The organism is Ruegeria sp. SATB045, assembly GCF_059613525.1.
Map to the genome: position 1 here is coordinate 63498 of NZ_JBXWSR010000020.1, position 16599 is coordinate 80096.

General features: G+C 57.8%; 17 protein-coding genes and 1 riboswitch. Of the genes, 16 read left to right on the forward strand and 1 reads right to left on the reverse strand.

What is annotated here, in order from left to right; translation table 11 throughout:
• Positions 1-139 precede the first annotated feature (139 nt).
• The 8 genes from AC2FNR_RS07840 to cmk all read left to right on the forward strand — a co-directional run bounded on the left by AC2FNR_RS07840 (position 140) and on the right by cmk (position 8252).
• Positions 140-1159 carry a PhoH family protein gene (locus tag AC2FNR_RS07840; RefSeq protein WP_496848616.1) on the forward strand — a complete coding sequence of 340 codons (1020 nt, stop codon included), beginning with the start codon at positions 140-142 and terminating at the stop codon, positions 1157-1159.
• Between the two features lie 41 nt (positions 1160-1200).
• Positions 1201-1692: an rRNA maturation RNase YbeY gene (ybeY, locus tag AC2FNR_RS07845; protein WP_480866283.1), complete on the forward strand. Its 492-nt coding sequence runs from the start codon at positions 1201-1203 to the stop codon at positions 1690-1692.
• 36 nt (positions 1693-1728) lie between these two features.
• Positions 1729-2616, forward strand: a complete 888-nt coding sequence (locus AC2FNR_RS07850) for a hemolysin family protein (protein WP_480866281.1) — start codon at positions 1729-1731, stop codon at positions 2614-2616.
• 26 nt (positions 2617-2642) lie between these two features.
• Positions 2643-4103, forward strand: coding sequence for an apolipoprotein N-acyltransferase (gene lnt / locus AC2FNR_RS07855; protein WP_496848617.1), 1461 nt, complete (start codon positions 2643-2645; stop codon positions 4101-4103).
• A gap of 47 nt (positions 4104-4150) precedes the next feature.
• Positions 4151-4199: riboswitch (SAM-SAH riboswitch) on the forward strand.
• A 5-nt stretch (positions 4200-4204) separates the two neighbouring features.
• Entirely contained in the window at positions 4205-5386 is a 1182-nt protein-coding gene (metK, locus tag AC2FNR_RS07860) for a methionine adenosyltransferase (protein WP_170782922.1), read from the forward strand.
• Between the two features lie 125 nt (positions 5387-5511).
• Entirely contained in the window at positions 5512-6222 is a 711-nt protein-coding gene (trmB, locus tag AC2FNR_RS07865; RefSeq protein WP_496848618.1) for a tRNA (guanine(46)-N(7))-methyltransferase TrmB, read from the forward strand.
• A gap of 69 nt (positions 6223-6291) precedes the next feature.
• Positions 6292-7638 carry a 3-phosphoshikimate 1-carboxyvinyltransferase gene (gene aroA / locus AC2FNR_RS07870; RefSeq protein WP_496848619.1) on the forward strand — a complete coding sequence of 449 codons (1347 nt, stop codon included), beginning with the start codon at positions 6292-6294 and terminating at the stop codon, positions 7636-7638.
• On the forward strand, positions 7635-8252 hold the full coding sequence (gene cmk / locus AC2FNR_RS07875; RefSeq protein WP_496848620.1) for a (d)CMP kinase: 618 nt from the start codon (positions 7635-7637) through the stop codon (positions 8250-8252). The genes aroA and cmk overlap by 4 nt, the downstream gene beginning before the upstream one ends.
• A 27-nt stretch (positions 8253-8279) precedes the next feature.
• Here the strand turns inward: cmk and AC2FNR_RS07880 are convergent, their stop codons facing one another.
• On the reverse strand, positions 8280-8759 hold the full coding sequence (locus tag AC2FNR_RS07880) for a YHS domain-containing (seleno)protein (RefSeq protein ID WP_496848621.1): 480 nt from the start codon (positions 8757-8759) through the stop codon (positions 8280-8282).
• A 218-nt stretch (positions 8760-8977) separates the two neighbouring features.
• Between AC2FNR_RS07880 and AC2FNR_RS07885 the strand changes: the two genes are divergently transcribed.
• From AC2FNR_RS07885 to trpB, 8 genes are all read left to right on the forward strand, one after another.
• The gene (locus AC2FNR_RS07885; RefSeq protein ID WP_170354858.1) at positions 8978-9511 is read left to right on the forward strand and encodes a hypothetical protein; all 534 of its coding nucleotides are present in this window, start codon (positions 8978-8980) and stop codon (positions 9509-9511) included.
• A gap of 137 nt (positions 9512-9648) precedes the next feature.
• Positions 9649-11328 (forward strand): tryptophan halogenase family protein, encoded by a 1680-nt coding sequence (locus AC2FNR_RS07890; RefSeq protein ID WP_480866270.1) that lies wholly within the window; start codon positions 9649-9651, stop codon positions 11326-11328.
• A 125-nt stretch (positions 11329-11453) separates the two neighbouring features.
• On the forward strand, positions 11454-11774 hold the full coding sequence (locus tag AC2FNR_RS07895; protein ID WP_269149597.1) for a DUF6525 family protein: 321 nt from the start codon (positions 11454-11456) through the stop codon (positions 11772-11774).
• A 237-nt stretch (positions 11775-12011) separates the two neighbouring features.
• Positions 12012-13688 (forward strand): 30S ribosomal protein S1, encoded by a 1677-nt coding sequence (rpsA, locus tag AC2FNR_RS07900; RefSeq protein ID WP_170354861.1) that lies wholly within the window; start codon positions 12012-12014, stop codon positions 13686-13688.
• Between the two features lie 270 nt (positions 13689-13958).
• Complete coding sequence (gene ihfB / locus AC2FNR_RS07905; protein WP_496848623.1) at positions 13959-14243, forward strand: integration host factor subunit beta; 285 nt, start codon at positions 13959-13961, stop codon at positions 14241-14243.
• Between the two features lie 6 nt (positions 14244-14249).
• Positions 14250-14600 carry a lipopolysaccharide assembly protein LapA domain-containing protein gene (locus tag AC2FNR_RS07910; protein ID WP_496849120.1) on the forward strand — a complete coding sequence of 117 codons (351 nt, stop codon included), beginning with the start codon at positions 14250-14252 and terminating at the stop codon, positions 14598-14600.
• Positions 14601-14606: 6 nt separating this feature from the next.
• Positions 14607-15257, forward strand: coding sequence for a phosphoribosylanthranilate isomerase (locus AC2FNR_RS07915; RefSeq protein WP_170753650.1), 651 nt, complete (start codon positions 14607-14609; stop codon positions 15255-15257).
• Positions 15258-15349: 92 nt separating this feature from the next.
• The gene (gene trpB / locus AC2FNR_RS07920) at positions 15350-16597 is read left to right on the forward strand and encodes a tryptophan synthase subunit beta (RefSeq protein ID WP_170354864.1); all 1248 of its coding nucleotides are present in this window, start codon (positions 15350-15352) and stop codon (positions 16595-16597) included.
• Positions 16598-16599 lie beyond the last annotated feature (2 nt).

The window sequence follows — 16599 nt, forward strand, 5'->3', positions numbered from 1 at the left end:
TTTGGACCTGAAGTCGGTTCGATATACTCGAGTGCAATCGGCGGTTTTGTCATTCGTTTGCGAAAATTTGAATCTGTGGCTTGCGCCCACCGGCAATTGTTGTCACGCTCGGGGAGAAACGCCAAGACAGGAGAACGGATTGGCCATCGGTGCCCTTACCCCACCGCAAGATGAAATGCCCCAGCGTGAGGCGTTTGTTGAATTTCCCGACAACCGGTTGTTGATTGATTTGTGCGGCGAATATGACCGTAATCTGACCGACATCGAACAAAAACTCTCGGTGCAGATTGTGCGCCGTGGCAACCAGCTTGTGGTCATGGGCGACGAAGACGCCCAGAAACAAGCGATCGAAGTGTTACAGGCGCTTTATACAAGACTGGAAACTGGCAAGGATGTCGAAGCCGCCGACGTGGATCGCGAATTGCGCATGGGCGGGTCCGAGAAGGGAACGGGAAGTCGCGAAGGTGATCAGCTCGAGATGTTCAAGGGCGGAATGGTCGAGATCAAAACCAGAAAGAAATTGGTCGAACCGCGCACAGATGCCCAAAAAGCCTATGTCCAGTCGCTGTTCAACAATGAACTGGCCTTTGGCATCGGACCAGCGGGTACGGGCAAAACCTATCTGGCTGTCGCTGTTGGTGTGTCGATGTTTATTGGCGGACATGTGGACCGTATAATCCTGAGCCGCCCTGCGGTCGAAGCCGGTGAAAAACTGGGCTATCTGCCGGGTGACATGAAGGACAAGGTCGATCCTTATATGCAACCGCTGTACGATGCGTTGAACGATTTCCTTCCGGGTAAACAGTTGGCCAAGCTGATCGAGGAAAAGCGAATCGAAATTGCGCCCTTGGCCTTTATGCGCGGTCGAACTTTGGCAAATGCGTTTGTTGTCTTGGACGAGGCACAGAATGCCACGACTATGCAGATGAAGATGTTCCTGACGCGTTTGGGCGAGGGTAGCCGAATGGTGATCACCGGTGACCGCTCGCAGGTGGATTTGCCGCGCGGGGTTCAGTCAGGTCTGGCCGATGCGGAACGGTTGCTTAAGACGATCCCGAATATCAGCTTCAACTATTTCACGTCGAAAGACGTCGTGCGCCATCCGCTTGTCGCCGCGATCATCGAGGCGTATGAGGCCGACGCGGGCCGTGAAACCTGAGAGGTTTCAGGCTACGATGCCCGGGGCTTTGGACGACAGACATGAACCTTGAACTGACGGTGGAAGACACCCGCTGGCAGGGGCTGGAGCCCTTGGCACGCCGCGCCATTCAGGCGGTTATGGACCATTGTAACCTTCAAGAAGACTGTGAAATCAGCCTATTGGCCTGCGACGATGTCCGTATCGCGGATCTGAACGCTGAATTCCGGGAAAAACCCTCGGCGACTAATGTACTGAGTTGGCCTGCCGAAGATTTGGCCGCGGACATCGCAGGTCAGCCGCCGTTATCTCCGACCCCGGATTTTACCGGAGAGACAGCTTTGGGGGATATCGCGATCTCATTTGACACCTGTGCACGTGAAGCGGCTGAGGCAGGAAAAGCCATGGATGATCATGTCACACATCTGATCATTCACGGAATGTTGCATTTGTTGGGATACGATCACATCCGTGACCCGGACGCCACTTTGATGGAGGGGGTCGAAGTCGAGATACTTGGCAAATTGGGTATTGATGACCCATATACTGTTTAATAGGGGCCATTTTGGCCGATCATTTGGAATGGGATAATGGGCGATACAGACGGCAGTTCTATGGCAGCGCAAAGCGCGCAACCAAAGGAAGGCACAGAAAACATCAAAGAGAAAGCTGGGTTTTTCTCTCGAATAGTGGATGCATTCTCGTCGCAAGATGATGAGCAGGTTTCGGGCGCCAATGGGCATGAAACCGACAAAACGCAACCACGTGGCATGATCAATCTGCGCAGAATGCGAGTCGAGGATGTTGCGATCCCGACAGCAGAAATCGTGTCGGTCCCATCAACCATAACCAAGGACGAACTTGCGCAGGTGTTTCGCGAAAGCGGCCTGTCACGTATCCCGGTCTATGACGGCACTCTAGATACGCCTTTAGGGTTTGTGCATCTCAAGGATTTCGCGCTGACCCATGGGTTTAACGGAACCTCATCCACATTCGACCTAATCTCAATGTTGCGCACTTTGCTGTTCGTGCCACCCTCGATGCCAATCGGCGTTCTGATGACAAAAATGCAGACCGAGCGCAGACACATGGCGTTGGTGATCGACGAATATGGGGGCGTCGACGGTTTGGTAACGATCGAAGATTTGATCGAACAGGTTGTAGGCGAAATTGCGGATGAGCATGACGCCGATGAAAGCCAGCTTTGGCTGCAGGAAAAGCCGGGTTGCTATATCGTTCAGGCCCGCGTACCGCTCGAGGATTTCGAGGCCGAGATCGGACGTTCCTTGACCAGCCATGAGGACGTCGACGAAGAGGAAATCGATACCCTGGGCGGGCTTGTCTTCATGCTCTCGGGGCGCGTTCCTGCCCGTGGCGAAGTAGTCTTGCATCCCGAGGGGCCCGAGTTCGAAGTCATAGATGCCGATCCGCGCCGGATCAAAAGACTGCGGGTCATGTTGCCGGATCTCGTTGCATGAACCCTGCCGCGAGGTGGCCATTCTGGATGACTTTTGGTTTGGCAGCGTTTCTGGGCGCCATTGCGGCGTTTGGGCTAGCGCCATTCGGTTATTGGTTTGCAACTGTGGCCGCGCTGCTTGGTCTTGGGCCGTTGTTCGTCACTGCGCCTTCTCGGTCACGCGCGGCCTGGATCGGCTGGGCATTTGCCACCGGGTATTTTGCGCATGCTCTCAGCTGGATTGTCGAGCCCTTTCTGGTCGATGCCGAGCGTCACGCCTGGATGGCGCCATTTGCCCTGATTTTCATGGCCGGAGGGCTCGCGCTATTCTGGACCTGCGCTTTTTGGCTGGTGCGCCGTCCGAGCGCGTCTGCACTTGGTCAGGCTGTCTTGCTTGCATTGGCGGTTTCGCTTGCCGAGGGGGCGCGGGGGTATGTTCTGACGGGATTTCCATGGGCTGGATTGGCGCAAATATGGGTTGACACTCCGGTGGTCCATGTTCTGGCGTTGATCGGCCCTTATGGGTTGGGCGCCGTGACCTTGTTGGCAACGTTACCTCTCGGGGCGGCGTTGGTGCAGCGCTCAAGGATCGGGGCGGCAGCCACGTTGTCTGTTGGTGCTATCGGGCTGGTAGTGGCTAGTGCGTTGTCTGTGCCTGCAGTGACCTATACCGGTCATGTTGTCCGAATTGTGCAGCCCAATGCGCCGCAACACCAGAAATGGGACCCTGACTACGCCCCGCTTTTCTTTGCACGACAGTTGGAGTTTTCAGCAGCGCAGCCCCGACCGGATATGATTGTTTGGCCTGAAACCTCTGTCCCGGCTTGGTTGGGTAGCGCGCAACCCTATCTGGATGCAATCGCGGATGCAGCCAAGGGTGTGCCAGTTGTCTTTGGGATACAAAGAGGCGAGGGGCCTCGGATCTACAACTCATTGGTCTATCTGGGCGAAAATGGCCAGCAAGACGCGTTGTATGACAAACATCACCTTGCCCCGTTTGGCGAATATGTTCCTTTTGGCGATTTAATGGCGCGTTTCGGTGTTTACGGGATGGCGACTACAACGGGACATGGATTCAGTGCAGGACCAGGGGCCGCACTGTTCGAGGCGGGCAAGCTGGGCAAAGCACTGCCATTGATTTGTTATGAGGCCGTCTTCACGCAAGATGTTCTATCGGCTCCGGCGCGGGCTGATTTTTTGCTTCAGATCACAAATGATGCCTGGTTTGGAACCCGTTCGGGACCATATCAGCACCTTGCGCAGGCGCAGATGCGCGCTGTTGAACAGGGTCTTCCGATGATGCGTGCCGCTAATACTGGTGTGTCCGCTATGATCGACCCGCTGGGTCAGGTGACGCAGTCTTTGGCGCTGGGCAACGCGGGTTTCATAGACGCTGAGCTTCCTGCGCCTTTGGCAGCGCCCCTTTATTCCAGGCTTGGCGACTATCCTCTTTTCCTTGCACTGTTTTTCGCCACGATCGCACTGTGGCGACCTGGCCGACGGACGTGATAGCAATTACTGATTGACGCTTTAACACTCTGAGCGTATCCCCCATGTGCCCGTCACAACGGCTTCCTGGCGTGATGGGGAAATCTTAATGGAGCACTTTTATGTCCCGACAGAACTATACTTTCACTTCGGAGTCCGTATCCGAAGGGCACCCCGACAAGGTCTGTGACCGGATTTCGGATGCGGTACTTGACGCATTTCTGAACGAAGAACCTGAAGCGCGCGTGGCGTGTGAAACTTTTGCCACGACCAACCGGGTTGTCATCGGTGGCGAAGTTGGCCTGTCGGATCAGGACAAGTTGCACGACTACATGGCGCATATCGACGACATCGCGCGCGCCTGTATCAAGGATATCGGCTACGAGCAGGACAAGTTCCACCACGAAACCGTCGAAGTGACGAACCTGCTGCACGAACAATCCGCCCATATCGCGCAGGGTGTCGATGCCGCCGATGACAAGGACGAAGGGGCAGGCGATCAGGGGATCATGTTCGGCTATGCCACGACCGAAACGCCTGCGTTGATGCCGGCTCCGATCCAGTATTCCCACGCGATCCTGCGTCGGCTGGCTGAAGTGCGCAAGAACGGATCCGAGCCTGCGCTGGGCCCCGATGCCAAGTCGCAGCTTTCGGTTGTCTACCGTGACGGAAAACCCGTCGGCGTCAGCTCGATCGTGCTGTCGACCCAGCATCTGGACGCGGCGCTGAGCTCGGATGACATCCGTGCCATTGTCGAGCCTTATATCCGCGAGACTCTGCCCGAAGGTTGGCTGTCCGCCGAGACCGAATGGCACGTAAACCCGACCGGTAAATTTGTGATCGGCGGCCCTGATGGCGATGCTGGCCTGACTGGTCGCAAGATCATCGTCGACACCTATGGGGGTGCAGCACCTCACGGTGGTGGCGCGTTCTCGGGTAAAGACCCGACCAAAGTGGATCGTTCGGCCGCCTATGCCGCACGCTATCTGGCAAAGAATGTAGTGGCTGCCGGTATGGCTGAGCGTTGCACGATCCAGCTCAGCTATGCGATTGGCGTGTCCAAGCCTCTATCGATCTATGCGGATACGCATGGCACGGGCCAGATCGCAGATGCGGCGATCGAAAAAGCCGTGGGCCAGGTAATGGACCTGACCCCGCGCGGCATCCGCGAGCATCTGCAACTGAACAAGCCGATCTACCAGCGCACTGCAGCCTACGGCCACTTCGGCCGCGAACCCGATGCCGATGGCGGCTTCAGCTGGGAAAGCACTGATCTGGCGGACGCGCTGAAAGCGGCGGTCTGATCTTAGACCAAAGGTGCGCCCATTCGGGCGCGCTCTATTCTGGTGCTTTTTGGGGGCGGCAGGTCTGTTGAGTGGACCGGTCGCCCTCTTGCGTCCGTGGTTTCGGCACAGTATGGGCTCGGCCCATGAGCACCGAGATCCCCCAACGCCCCCGCCGGAACTTTTATGGCCGCTTCAAAGGCAAAACCCTGAAGCCCAGTCAAAAGACGTATCTGAGCGAAGACCTCGATGCGCTGTCCCCCGGTGCGGTCGATTGGGAGAGTAACCCCGAACGCGCGCCGCTGGACCTGCAGGCGCTGTTTGGCGGGCGGGATGTCTGGCTTGAGGTTGGCTTTGGCGGCGGTGAGCATCTGGTGCATCAGGCGGCGAACAACCCCGATATCGGCATCATCGGGGCCGAACCCTACATCAACGGCGTCGCCATGTTGCTGGGCAAGATCCGGCAGGCTGGGGTCGAGAACCTCGCTGTGCATCCTGGCGATGCGCGCGACCTGTTCGATGTTTTGCCCGAGGCCAGCATCTCGCGTGCATTCCTGCTCTATCCCGATCCGTGGCCCAAGACGCGGCACCATCGTCGCCGCTTTGTGACACAGGAACATCTGCAACCGCTGGCGCGGGCGCTGAAACCGGGTTCGATCTTTCGGGTCGCGACTGATATTCCCGACTATGTTCGCCAAACGCTTGAGGAAGTGCCACGCGCCGGGTTCGAGTGGCTGGCCGAGCGCCCGGCTGACTGGCGCGAACCATGGGACGATTGGATTTCCACCCGTTACGAACAGAAGGCTCTGCGCGAAGGGCGCACGCCGCATTACCTGACCTTCCGCCGCACAGGCTGATTGCCGCTGGACCAACCGGCCCCAATTCGCTAAGCGGCTAAGGCACTGATAGCGAAAACAGGAGCCCCCATGTCCGGACACGGCACGCCCATCCCGATGACCTCATATCCCTGCGGTCCGCTGACCGGAACGGCAGAGGTGCCCGGCGACAAGTCGATCTCGCACAGGTCGCTGATTTTGGGCGCGATGGCGGTGGGTGAGACGAAGATTTCCGGCCTGCTGGAAGGTGAGGATGTTCTGGACACTGCCAAGGCCATGCGCGCCTTTGGTGCCGAGGTCACGGATCACGGCGGAGGGGAATGGACCGTGCATGGCGTCGGCGTCGGTGGCTTTGCCGAGCCGGATCAGGTGATTGATTGCGGCAATTCTGGCACGGGTGTGCGACTGATCATGGGTGCGATGGCGACCTGCCCGATCTCAGCCACGTTTACTGGGGATGCCAGCCTGAACAAGCGTCCCATGGCGCGGGTGACGGACCCGCTGGCGCTGTTTGGGGCGCAATCGGTTGGTCGCTCGGGTGGGCGTTTACCGATGACCATCGTGGGCGCGGCCGAACCCGTTCCGGTACGCTATGAGGTGCCGGTGCCGTCAGCGCAGGTGAAATCTGCTGTGCTGCTGGCAGGTCTGAACGCACCGGGCAAAACTGTTGTCGTTGAAAAAGAGGCCACCCGCGACCATTCGGAACGGATGCTGGCCGGGTTCGGCGCAGAGATCACCGTTGAGGATACAGATGAGGGCCGGGTGATCACCCTGACCGGTCGCCCCGAGTTGAAGCCCCAGGTTATTGCCGTTCCGCGCGACCCGTCCAGCGCGGCGTTTCCGGTTTGCGCAGCGCTGATCACGCCCGGTTCGGATGTGTTGGTGCCGGGCATTGGCCTGAACCCGACCCGCGCGGGGCTGTTTGCCACGCTGCGCGAGATGGGCGCGGACCTGACTTATGAAAACGAACGCGAAGAAGGCGGCGAGCCCGTTGCCGATCTGCGGGCGAAATACTCGCCTAACATGAAGGGCATCAACGTGCCGCCGGAACGAGCGGCCTCGATGATTGACGAATACCCGGTGCTGTCCGTGGTTGCGGCCAATGCCACCGGCACCACGATGATGGGCGGCGTGAAAGAGCTGCGCGTCAAGGAAAGCGACCGGATCGACGCAATGGCCCGCGGGTTGCGCGCCAATGGTGTGACCGTGGAAGAGGGTGAAGAATGGTGGTCGGTTGACGGTCTGGGCATCGGAAATGTTCCCGGCGGCGGTACCTGCGAGAGCTTTTTGGATCACCGCATCGCCATGTCGTTCATGGTGATGGGAATGGGAGCGAAAACGCCGGTCTCGGTTGATGATGGCGCTCCGATTGCAACCTCGTTCCCGATCTTTGAACCGCTGATGGCGACGCTGGGCGCCAAGGTCGAACGCGCGTGAGTTTCACGGTTGCCATAGACGGGCCAGCGGCTGCAGGGAAGGGCACGATCTCTAAGGCCGTCGCGGCGCATTTCGGCTTTGCCCATCTGGATACCGGGTTGCTCTACCGCGCGGTGGGGCGGCGAACGCTTGAGGGGATGGACCCGATCGCAGCGGCGCAGGCCCTGACAGCCGAAGAATTGCAACAGGGTGACCTGCGTACGGCCGAGATCGCGCAGGCGGCCTCGAAAGTGGCGGTGATCTCCGAGGTCCGCGCGGCTCTGGTCGATTTCCAGCGCGCCTTTGCGCGGCGGGTCGGGGGTGCGGTTCTGGACGGGCGCGATATTGGCACTGTCATTTGCCCCAATGCCGAGGCGAAGTTGTTCGTAACCGCCAGTGCCGAGGTCCGGGCTGAGCGGCGTTACCTTGAATTGAGTGCCAAGGGGGCCAATGTCACGCGCGATCAGGTTCTGGCCGATGTGCGCGAACGCGATGCGCGGGATGCAGAACGCAGCACGGCCCCGATGAAACCGGCCGAGGATGCGGTGCAACTGGACACATCGCATCTGAGCATCGAGGACGCTTTGGCGCAGGCCATCGAGCTAATCGAACAGAAAAAGCCCGCGACGCCGTAACGCCGCGAGCTTTCGCTTGGAGGTGGGTTAAAGCTCGCCGACTGCGACGCTTTTGATCTTTGACCATTTGCCATCAGCGGTTTTTGCCGTGCCGGGTACGTCTTTCAAAAACGCGGCACGGGTTTCGGCGTTCAGAAAGAGGTACAGTTTGCCGTCTGCGACCAGATACTGATCTGGGTCACCGTCGAATTTCTTGCCAACCGACACCCCGAACGAGCAGAACCCACCATGCTGCGGCAGATAGGCGGCAGGGTTGGCCTCGAACGTGGCAAGGTTCTCGGCGGTGGTGAAATAGTAGGAGGCACCGTCATAGGTGGCCGAATGGGTGGCAAAACCATCGACCGGATTGCCGTCATTGACCAGTGCCACCAGATCGACCCCATGTGCGGCCAGAGGAGCGCCCGCCGCCGAGATACCGTTCGAGACGTTGATTTCATCTGCGGCAAAGGCCGGGGCGGCGATCAGGGGCAGGGTGGCGATCAGAGTGGTCAGAACCAGGGATTTCATTGCGTTTCCTTTCATCATTTAAGCTGGGCGCGGCCGGATTGCCCGCCGCTGAAACAAACCTAGGCGTCAGGAGTTGAACGGACTATGATTGATGAGCTTGAAAACATTGCAGATCGTCCGATACTCGGATCGTTTGGAAGGTTCTCCTCACCAAGCTTTGTTTGGCCAGTGTCGTTTGATCCACATATGTTCAATGGGCAACCTGCAGGAGCGATGCGATGATCCGACTAGCCCTTTTTCTGATAGTTCTGGCCACAGGTCTGGCCGCTCAAGAGGCGCAGGACGCTCCTGAGTTGGAACCGCCCATGACCTATGAGCGGCTAGGAAAAATTCTGTTCGCTTTGGACCCGGAGGCGCTGCCGCAGGGGCCTGGTTTTCAGCTGACGGTCGGGGATACTCCGGTTCTGGTCATCACGGATGTGAACGCCGATCGGATGCGGGCCATGGTGTCGATTAGCAGCGCGGCTGATCTGTCACCCGCGGACCTGCAGCGCATGATGCAGGCGAATTTCGACAGTACGCTAGATGCGCGTTATGCGATCGCCAACGGTACCTTGTGGGCGGCCTATATTCATCCGTTGTCCACGTTGGAAAAAGACCAGCTGATCTCGGGTCTGGCCCAAACGGTTAACATCGCCAAGACATACGGCACCCTCTATTCCGGCGGTGCTGCAGAATTCGGTGGTGGTGACAGTCAGGGCCTACAGCGCGAATTGATTGATGAGCTTTTGAAGAAAGGCGAAGAGATCTGAGGCAGGCGCAACTATGCGCGTTCTGATGCTTGTCTGACACGCCGTTTTGGCGCGCTCAACGCCTATGTCATAGGCTCTGGCCCGGTGCGGGAAAACTGTTATAGTTCCCCAAAATAAAAAGGGGGGAGCAGAGCAGAATGAACAATCGATTGCGCAAAATCACCATTGTGGGTGGCGGTACAGCCGGGTGGATGACCGCACTTATCCTTGAGATGGTGTTGTCCCGGACATCGGCGCCAAAAGATCGACCGCGGATATGTCTGATCGAAAGCCCGAATATCTCGACTGTGGGTGTGGGCGAAGCAACGGTTCCTCGTATGCCGGTGACGCTCCGGCAGGCTGGAATAGCTGAACGGGATTTCTTTCGCGAAACCAACGCTTCCTTCAAGCTGGGTGTGAAGTTCTGCAACTGGAACAAGGACGCCAAAGGTAACCGTATCGATTATATGAACCCATTTGCTCATGGCCAAATGCTGGAAGGGCTTGAAGCGGCCGAGTATTACTTGCGATTTGGCAATGGGGATCGGGATTTCACGCAATCGATCGCTCCGCATGACGATTTGGCCCGTCTCTGCAAAGGCGCGCGACCGCTGGGCGCACCGGAATTCGAGCAGCGGTTTGGCTATGCGTATCATCTGGATGCGGTGAAATTCGCAGGGATGCTGACCAGGGTTTGCACCCAGCGCGGTGTCGAGCACATTCAGGATGAGGTCCAGTCGGTTGAATTGGACGAACAAGGCAATGTCAGCCACCTGATGTTAGAGCGTAAAGGTCGCCATGACATCGAGATGGTTGTGGATTGCACCGGGTTCCGTGGGTTAATCATCAATCAGGCTCTGGGTGAGCCGTTCATGGATTACTCGGACTATCTGCCCAATGACCGGGCGATGGCATTGCAGATCGAACATCCTGATCCGGACAAGATCGAGAGTGCAACACGGTCCACGGCCCTGGGGGCCGGTTGGACGTGGCGCGTGCCTTTGTTTAACCGAGTGGGCACCGGCTATGTGTATTCCTCGGCGCATCGAACGGATGATCAGGCGGCGGACGAGTATCTTGAATGGTTGGGAGACAGCGGCAAGGGACTGACGCCGCGCGTTATCCCGATGCGCGTTGGGCGGGTGCGAAACGCCTGGGTAAAGAACTGCGTCGCCATCGGCCTGTCTGGCGGTTTCATCGAACCGTTGGAGAGCACTGCGATCCACATGATCGACCATGCGATCCGCTGGTTTGCCGAACACCTGCCGACGCGTGATATCGAGCCGTCACTACGCGCGCGCTACAACCGGCAGATGGACAAGCTCTATGATGAGGTGCTTGAATTCATTTGTCTGCATTACCGGCTGGGCAACCGCACGGATGATCAATATTGGATCGACGCCCGGACCGAGATGAAAATTCCTGACCGGTTGGCTGAGAACCTTGAGCTTTGGCAGCACCGTTTGCCTATGCAGCACGATGTCGAGTTTGCCACTCTGTTCGACCATCGCGTTTTCCAAACAGTGTTACTAGGCAAACAGGTCTACGACACCGGCTATGGAACTGGTATTCGCGACCGCGTTCGTCCGTTGAAAAAACCGATTTGGTTCCAATGGTGGAAGGGTGCGAAGGTGGATCTGGCTCAGATTCTTAAGTCCATGCCAGATCATAAGACATTGCTACGCGACATTCGCGGTGAATTGGAAAAACCGGCCTTCGGTAAGCCGGCAAGGCCGACAGTGGCGATGCCAGGCGTAAAACCGGCGCCTTTGGCCGTCCAGAACATGCCGAACTTTGCTGAAATTCAAAGCGGCGCAAAGGATTTGCAACTCTTTTAGCAGCACCTTGCGCGGTGCAAAAAGTGTTCAGACCAAACTTGGGGGCAGGGCAAAATCCTGCCCCTTTTCTTTGAAGGGGACTCTTGTTGGTCGCAATATGGTATGTAATAACATCACAAATTGTGATGAGGCCAACGGTGCATTTTGAAGATGATACACATTTTAAGCGTGGGACGGTCAGGCGAAGCGGCCGTAACCTGCGCAGTAATCTGAAACGCCGGCGGCGGTGCACGTGCCCGATGCAGGCATACGACTCGTTGCCCTCTGAATTACGCGCCTGGCTGGCAGAAGCGTGCTTGCCCTGGAGCCCTTCCTCGGCCCTGAAAATCTGGAATCGTTCGGGTGGATCGGCAAATGCCGCCGAGGCCTTGTCCCGGCTTGATGCAATCGAGCAGTCCATGTTGAGAAGGGACTCGGTTGTCTGGACGGGCAAAGAATGCGCGTAAGCTGGCAATTAAGGGCTTTGCTCTTGCGCATTGTCTGAAATCGGCCTATACGCGCGCTGTCTTAACACGGGCGGTCAACGTCCGGATGACGTATCTGAGCAGGGCCGGGTTACCTCGGCCCTTTGTGTTTGTGTAGTCAGATGCGCACCGGATTACGCTTGCAAGGCACCATGAAACAAGACCGGCGGAGACAACCGCTCGGCCAGAAAAAACACTTGTAAAGGAAAACACTGCCACATGGCTGATACATCCATGGAGGAATTCGAAGCCCTCCTGAACGAAAGCTTCGAAATGGACACGCCCGAAGAGGGCTCTGTTGTCAAAGGCAAGGTTCTGGCGATCGAAGCCGGCCAGGCCATCATCGACGTAGGCTACAAAATGGAAGGCCGCGTTGATCTGAAAGAATTCGCAAATCCCGGCGAAGCCCCTGAAATCGCTGTTGGTGATGAGGTCGAAGTTTACCTGCGCGCCGCAGAAAACGCCCGTGGCGAAGCTGTCATCTCGCGCGAGATGGCCCGCCGTGAAGAGGCATGGGACCGTCTGGAAAAAGCATATGCCGACGACCAGCGCGTCGAAGGTGCAATCTTTGGCCGCGTCAAAGGTGGCTTCACCGTCGATCTGGGTGGCGCAGTTGCGTTCCTGCCCGGCTCGCAGGTTGACGTGCGCCCCGTGCGCGACGCTGGCCCGCTGATGGGTCTGAAGCAGCCGTTCCAGATTCTGAAAATGGACCGCCGCCGTGGCAACATCGTTGTCTCGCGTCGCGCAATCCTGGAAGAATCGCGTGCCGAACAGCGCGCCGAAGTTATCGGCAACCTGTCCGAAGGTCAGACCGTCGAGGGTGTTGTCAAAAACATCACCGAATACGGTGCATTCGTTGACCTGGGCGGCGTTGACGGCCTGCTGCACGTCACCGACATGGCATGGCGCCGTGTGAACCACCCGTCCGAGATCCTGACGATCGGCGAAACCATCAAGGTTCAGGTCATCAAGATCAACAAAGAGACCCACCGCATCAGCCTTGGCATGAAGCAGCTGCAAGAAGATCCGTGGGATCTGGTTGCTGCGAAATACCCGCTGGGCTCGGTCCATCAGGGTCGTGTCACCAACATCACCGACTACGGCGCGTTCGTCGAGCTGGAAGCCGGTGTCGAAGGTCTGGTGCACGTATCCGAGATGTCCTGGACCAAGAAAAACGTCCACCCCGGCAAGATCGTTTCGACCAGCCAGGAAGTCGACGTCATGGTTCTGGAAATCGACGGCGCCAAGCGTCGCGTGTCTCTGGGCCTGAAGCAGACTCAGCGCAACCCGTGGGAAGTGTTTGCAGAAACACACCCCGAGGGCACCGAGGTCGAAGGCGAAGTCAAGAACATCACCGAATTCGGTCTGTTCATTGGCCTCGAAGGCGACATCGACGGCATGGTTCACCTGTCGGACCTGTCCTGGGACGAGCGTGGCGAGGATGCGATCCAGAACTACCGCAAAGGCGACATGGTTTCGGCCGTCGTTTCGGAAGTTGACGTCGAAAAAGAGCGTATCTCGCTGTCGATCAAAGCCCTGGGCGGTGACAAGTTCGCCGAAGCCGTGGGCGGCGTGAAGCGTGGTTCGGTTATCACCGTTGAGGTCACCGCGATCGAAGATGGTGGTATCGAGGTGGAATACGAAGGCATGAAGTCCTTCATCCGCCGTTCGGACCTTTCGCGTGACCGTGCCGAGCAGCGCCCCGAGCGTTTCAACACTGGCGACAAGGTCGACGTCCGCGTCACCAATGTCGACAGCAAGACTCGCCGTCTGGGCCTGTCGATCAAAGCACGCGAAATCGCCGAAGAGAAAGAGGCCGTGGAACAGTACGGTTCTTCCGACTCGGGCGCGTCGCTGGGCGATATCCTGGGCGCAGCGCTGAAGTCGGGCGACTAAGTCCGGACCTCAGTCCAAACAGTTTTACGGCCCCGTACAAGAGTGCGGGGCCGTTTTTGTTGCGAATCAATATGTTCTGAATTTTGAGCTATATTCACCTGCTGTTCATGCTTTAGGGGGTCAACTCCCGTGAACGGGCAAAAAATCGCGTGAGTTTGAGGCAGAATCAAGGCTTAGCAGACAGAGTCAACGTTCCCCCGAACTAAGTTTTTTCCTATACTGTTCAGATTAATAGACATGGTAATCCGGTCGCCTGGGAGGGTAACGCATATGATCCGTTCAGAACTGATTCAGAAAATCGCCGACGAGAACCCACATCTTTACCAACGCGATGTCGAGCGGATCGTGAATACTGTGTTCGAAGAACTGACCGATGCCATGGCCCGTGGTGATCGGGTTGAACTGCGTGGCTTTGGTGCATTTTCGGTCAAACAGCGCGACGCGCGGGTGGGTCGAAACCCCCGTACCGGCGAGACCGTTCAGGTCGAAGAAAAAAGTGTTCCGTTTTTCAAGACTGGCAAGTTGCTAAGGGATCGTTTGAACGGTAAAGCCTAAGGCATGATGCGCTACGTTAGATATGCTTTTTTGGCGATCCTCGCGATCGTTCTGATCTCGGTTTCGCTGGCCAACCGCGAAGCCGTTGAGCTGACACTGATGCCTCAGGCGATTGCCGATCTGATTGGGTTCAATATCAGCACCTCTCTGCCCTTGTTCCTTGTGGTTCTGGGCAGCGTTGTTGCGGGCCTGGTTATCGGGTTCCTCTGGGAATGGCTGCGTGAGCATAAGCACCGTGCAGATGCGTCGGCCAAAACCGGTGAAGTTCGCAAACTTGAACGCGAAGTCAAAAAGCTCAAGAAAAAGCAGCACGAAGGCAAGGATGAGGTCCTCGCCATTCTGGACGAGGCCAGCTAAGCTAACATGTCCGATGTAGCGGTCAAAATTTGCGGCCTGACCGCCGCTGACCAAGTGCGCGCCGCAGCGGACGCAGGCGCGCGGTATCTAGGGTTCAACTTCTTTCCGAAATCACCGCGCTATGTCTCGCCGGAGCAAGCCGCCCAACTAACGGATCACGTCCCTGTCGGTGTGGCAAAAGTGGCCTTGGTGGTGAACGCATCTGATACGTTGCTGGACAGCATTACCGCAGCTGCCCCGTTCGACATGTTACAGCTACACGGGTCGGAAAGCGTAGAACGTGTGCAGGAAGTCAAAGCGCGTTACGGTCTGCCCGTCATAAAGGTGGTTGGCGTGGCCGATGCCAAAGACCTGCAAGCAATAGACACCTACAGTGATGTTGCCGACCAGTTGCTGGTTGATGCCAAGGCCCCTAAAAACGCGGTCTTGCCAGGTGGAAACGGGTTGGCCTTTGATTGGCGTTTGCTGGCTGGGCGTAAATACTGGCGCAAGCCTTGGATGCTGGCCGGTGGCTTGAACCCCGATAACGTGGCCGAGGCGATCCGGATGACCGGTGCACGTCAGGTGGACGTTGCCTCGGGTGTGGAGAGCGCGCCGGGTATCAAGGATGCCGATCTGATGCGAGCCTTTATCGCTGCGGCAAACGCGACCGGTTGACGCGTCTGGCAAAGCATCGAGCGAGTGCGTTTTGCCATGGCAAATCCCGCCGCTACCTCCTATGAACGACAGGTAAGATGACGGAGACAGCCATGGCCAACGATCTTTTCAATTCCTTCATGTCCGGCCCCGATGAGCAGGGCCGTTTTGGCATCTTCGGCGGACGGTTTGTCAGCGAGACCCTGATGCCGCTGATCCTGTCGCTGGAAGAGGAATACGAGAAGGCCAAAGACGATCCGACTTTCTGGGCCGAGATGGATGATCTGTGGGCGAACTATGTGGGCCGCCCCTCACCGCTGTATTACGCGGAACGTCTGACCGAACACTTGGGCGGCGCGAAGATTTACCTGAAACGTGATGAGCTGAACCACACCGGTGCGCATAAGATCAACAACGTGCTGGGGCAGATCATTCTGGCGCGCCGTATGGGCAAGACCCGGATCATCGCCGAGACCGGCGCAGGGCAGCACGGCGTGGCCACAGCCACCGTTTGCGCCAAGTTCGGCCTGAAATGCATCGTCTACATGGGCGCCCATGATGTGCAGCGTCAGGCCCCCAACGTGTTCCGTATGCGCCTGCTGGGGGCCGAGGTGATTCCGGTCACGTCCGGCCGAGGCACGCTGAAAGACGCGATGAACGATGCGCTGCGCGACTGGGTGACCAATGTGCGCGACACGTTCTATTGCATCGGCACCGTGGCCGGGCCGCACCCGTACCCGGCGATGGTCCGCGATTTCCAGTCGATCATCGGCAAGGAAGCGAAAGAGCAGATGATGAAGGCCGAAGGCCGTCTGCCCGACACTATCATTGCCGCCATCGGTGGTGGTTCAAACGCGATGGGCCTGTTCTACCCGTTCCTTGACGACAAATCGGTGAATATCATCGGTGTCGAGGCCGGTGGCAAAGGTGTGAACGAGAAGATGGAGCATTGCGCATCATTGACCGGCGGGCGACCCGGCGTGTTGCACGGCAACCGCACCTATCTGCTGCAGGATGATGATGGGCAGATTCTTGAGGGCTACTCGATCTCTGCCGGTCTGGACTATCCGGGCATCGGGCCCGAGCATTCCTGGCTGCACGACATCGGCCGCGCGCAATATGTGTCGATCACCGACAAAGAGGCGCTGGAGGCGTTCCAGCTGTGCTGCGCCACCGAAGGCATCATCCCCGCGCTGGAGCCCAGCCACGCACTGGCTCACGTTATGAAAATTGCGCCCGAACTTCCCAAAGATCACCTGATCTGTATGAACATGTGTGGACGGGGCGATAAGGACGTGCAGACCGTAGCCAAGTATCTGAACTTTGACATGTCGGATACAGAAGGCCGCAGCGCCGACTAAAC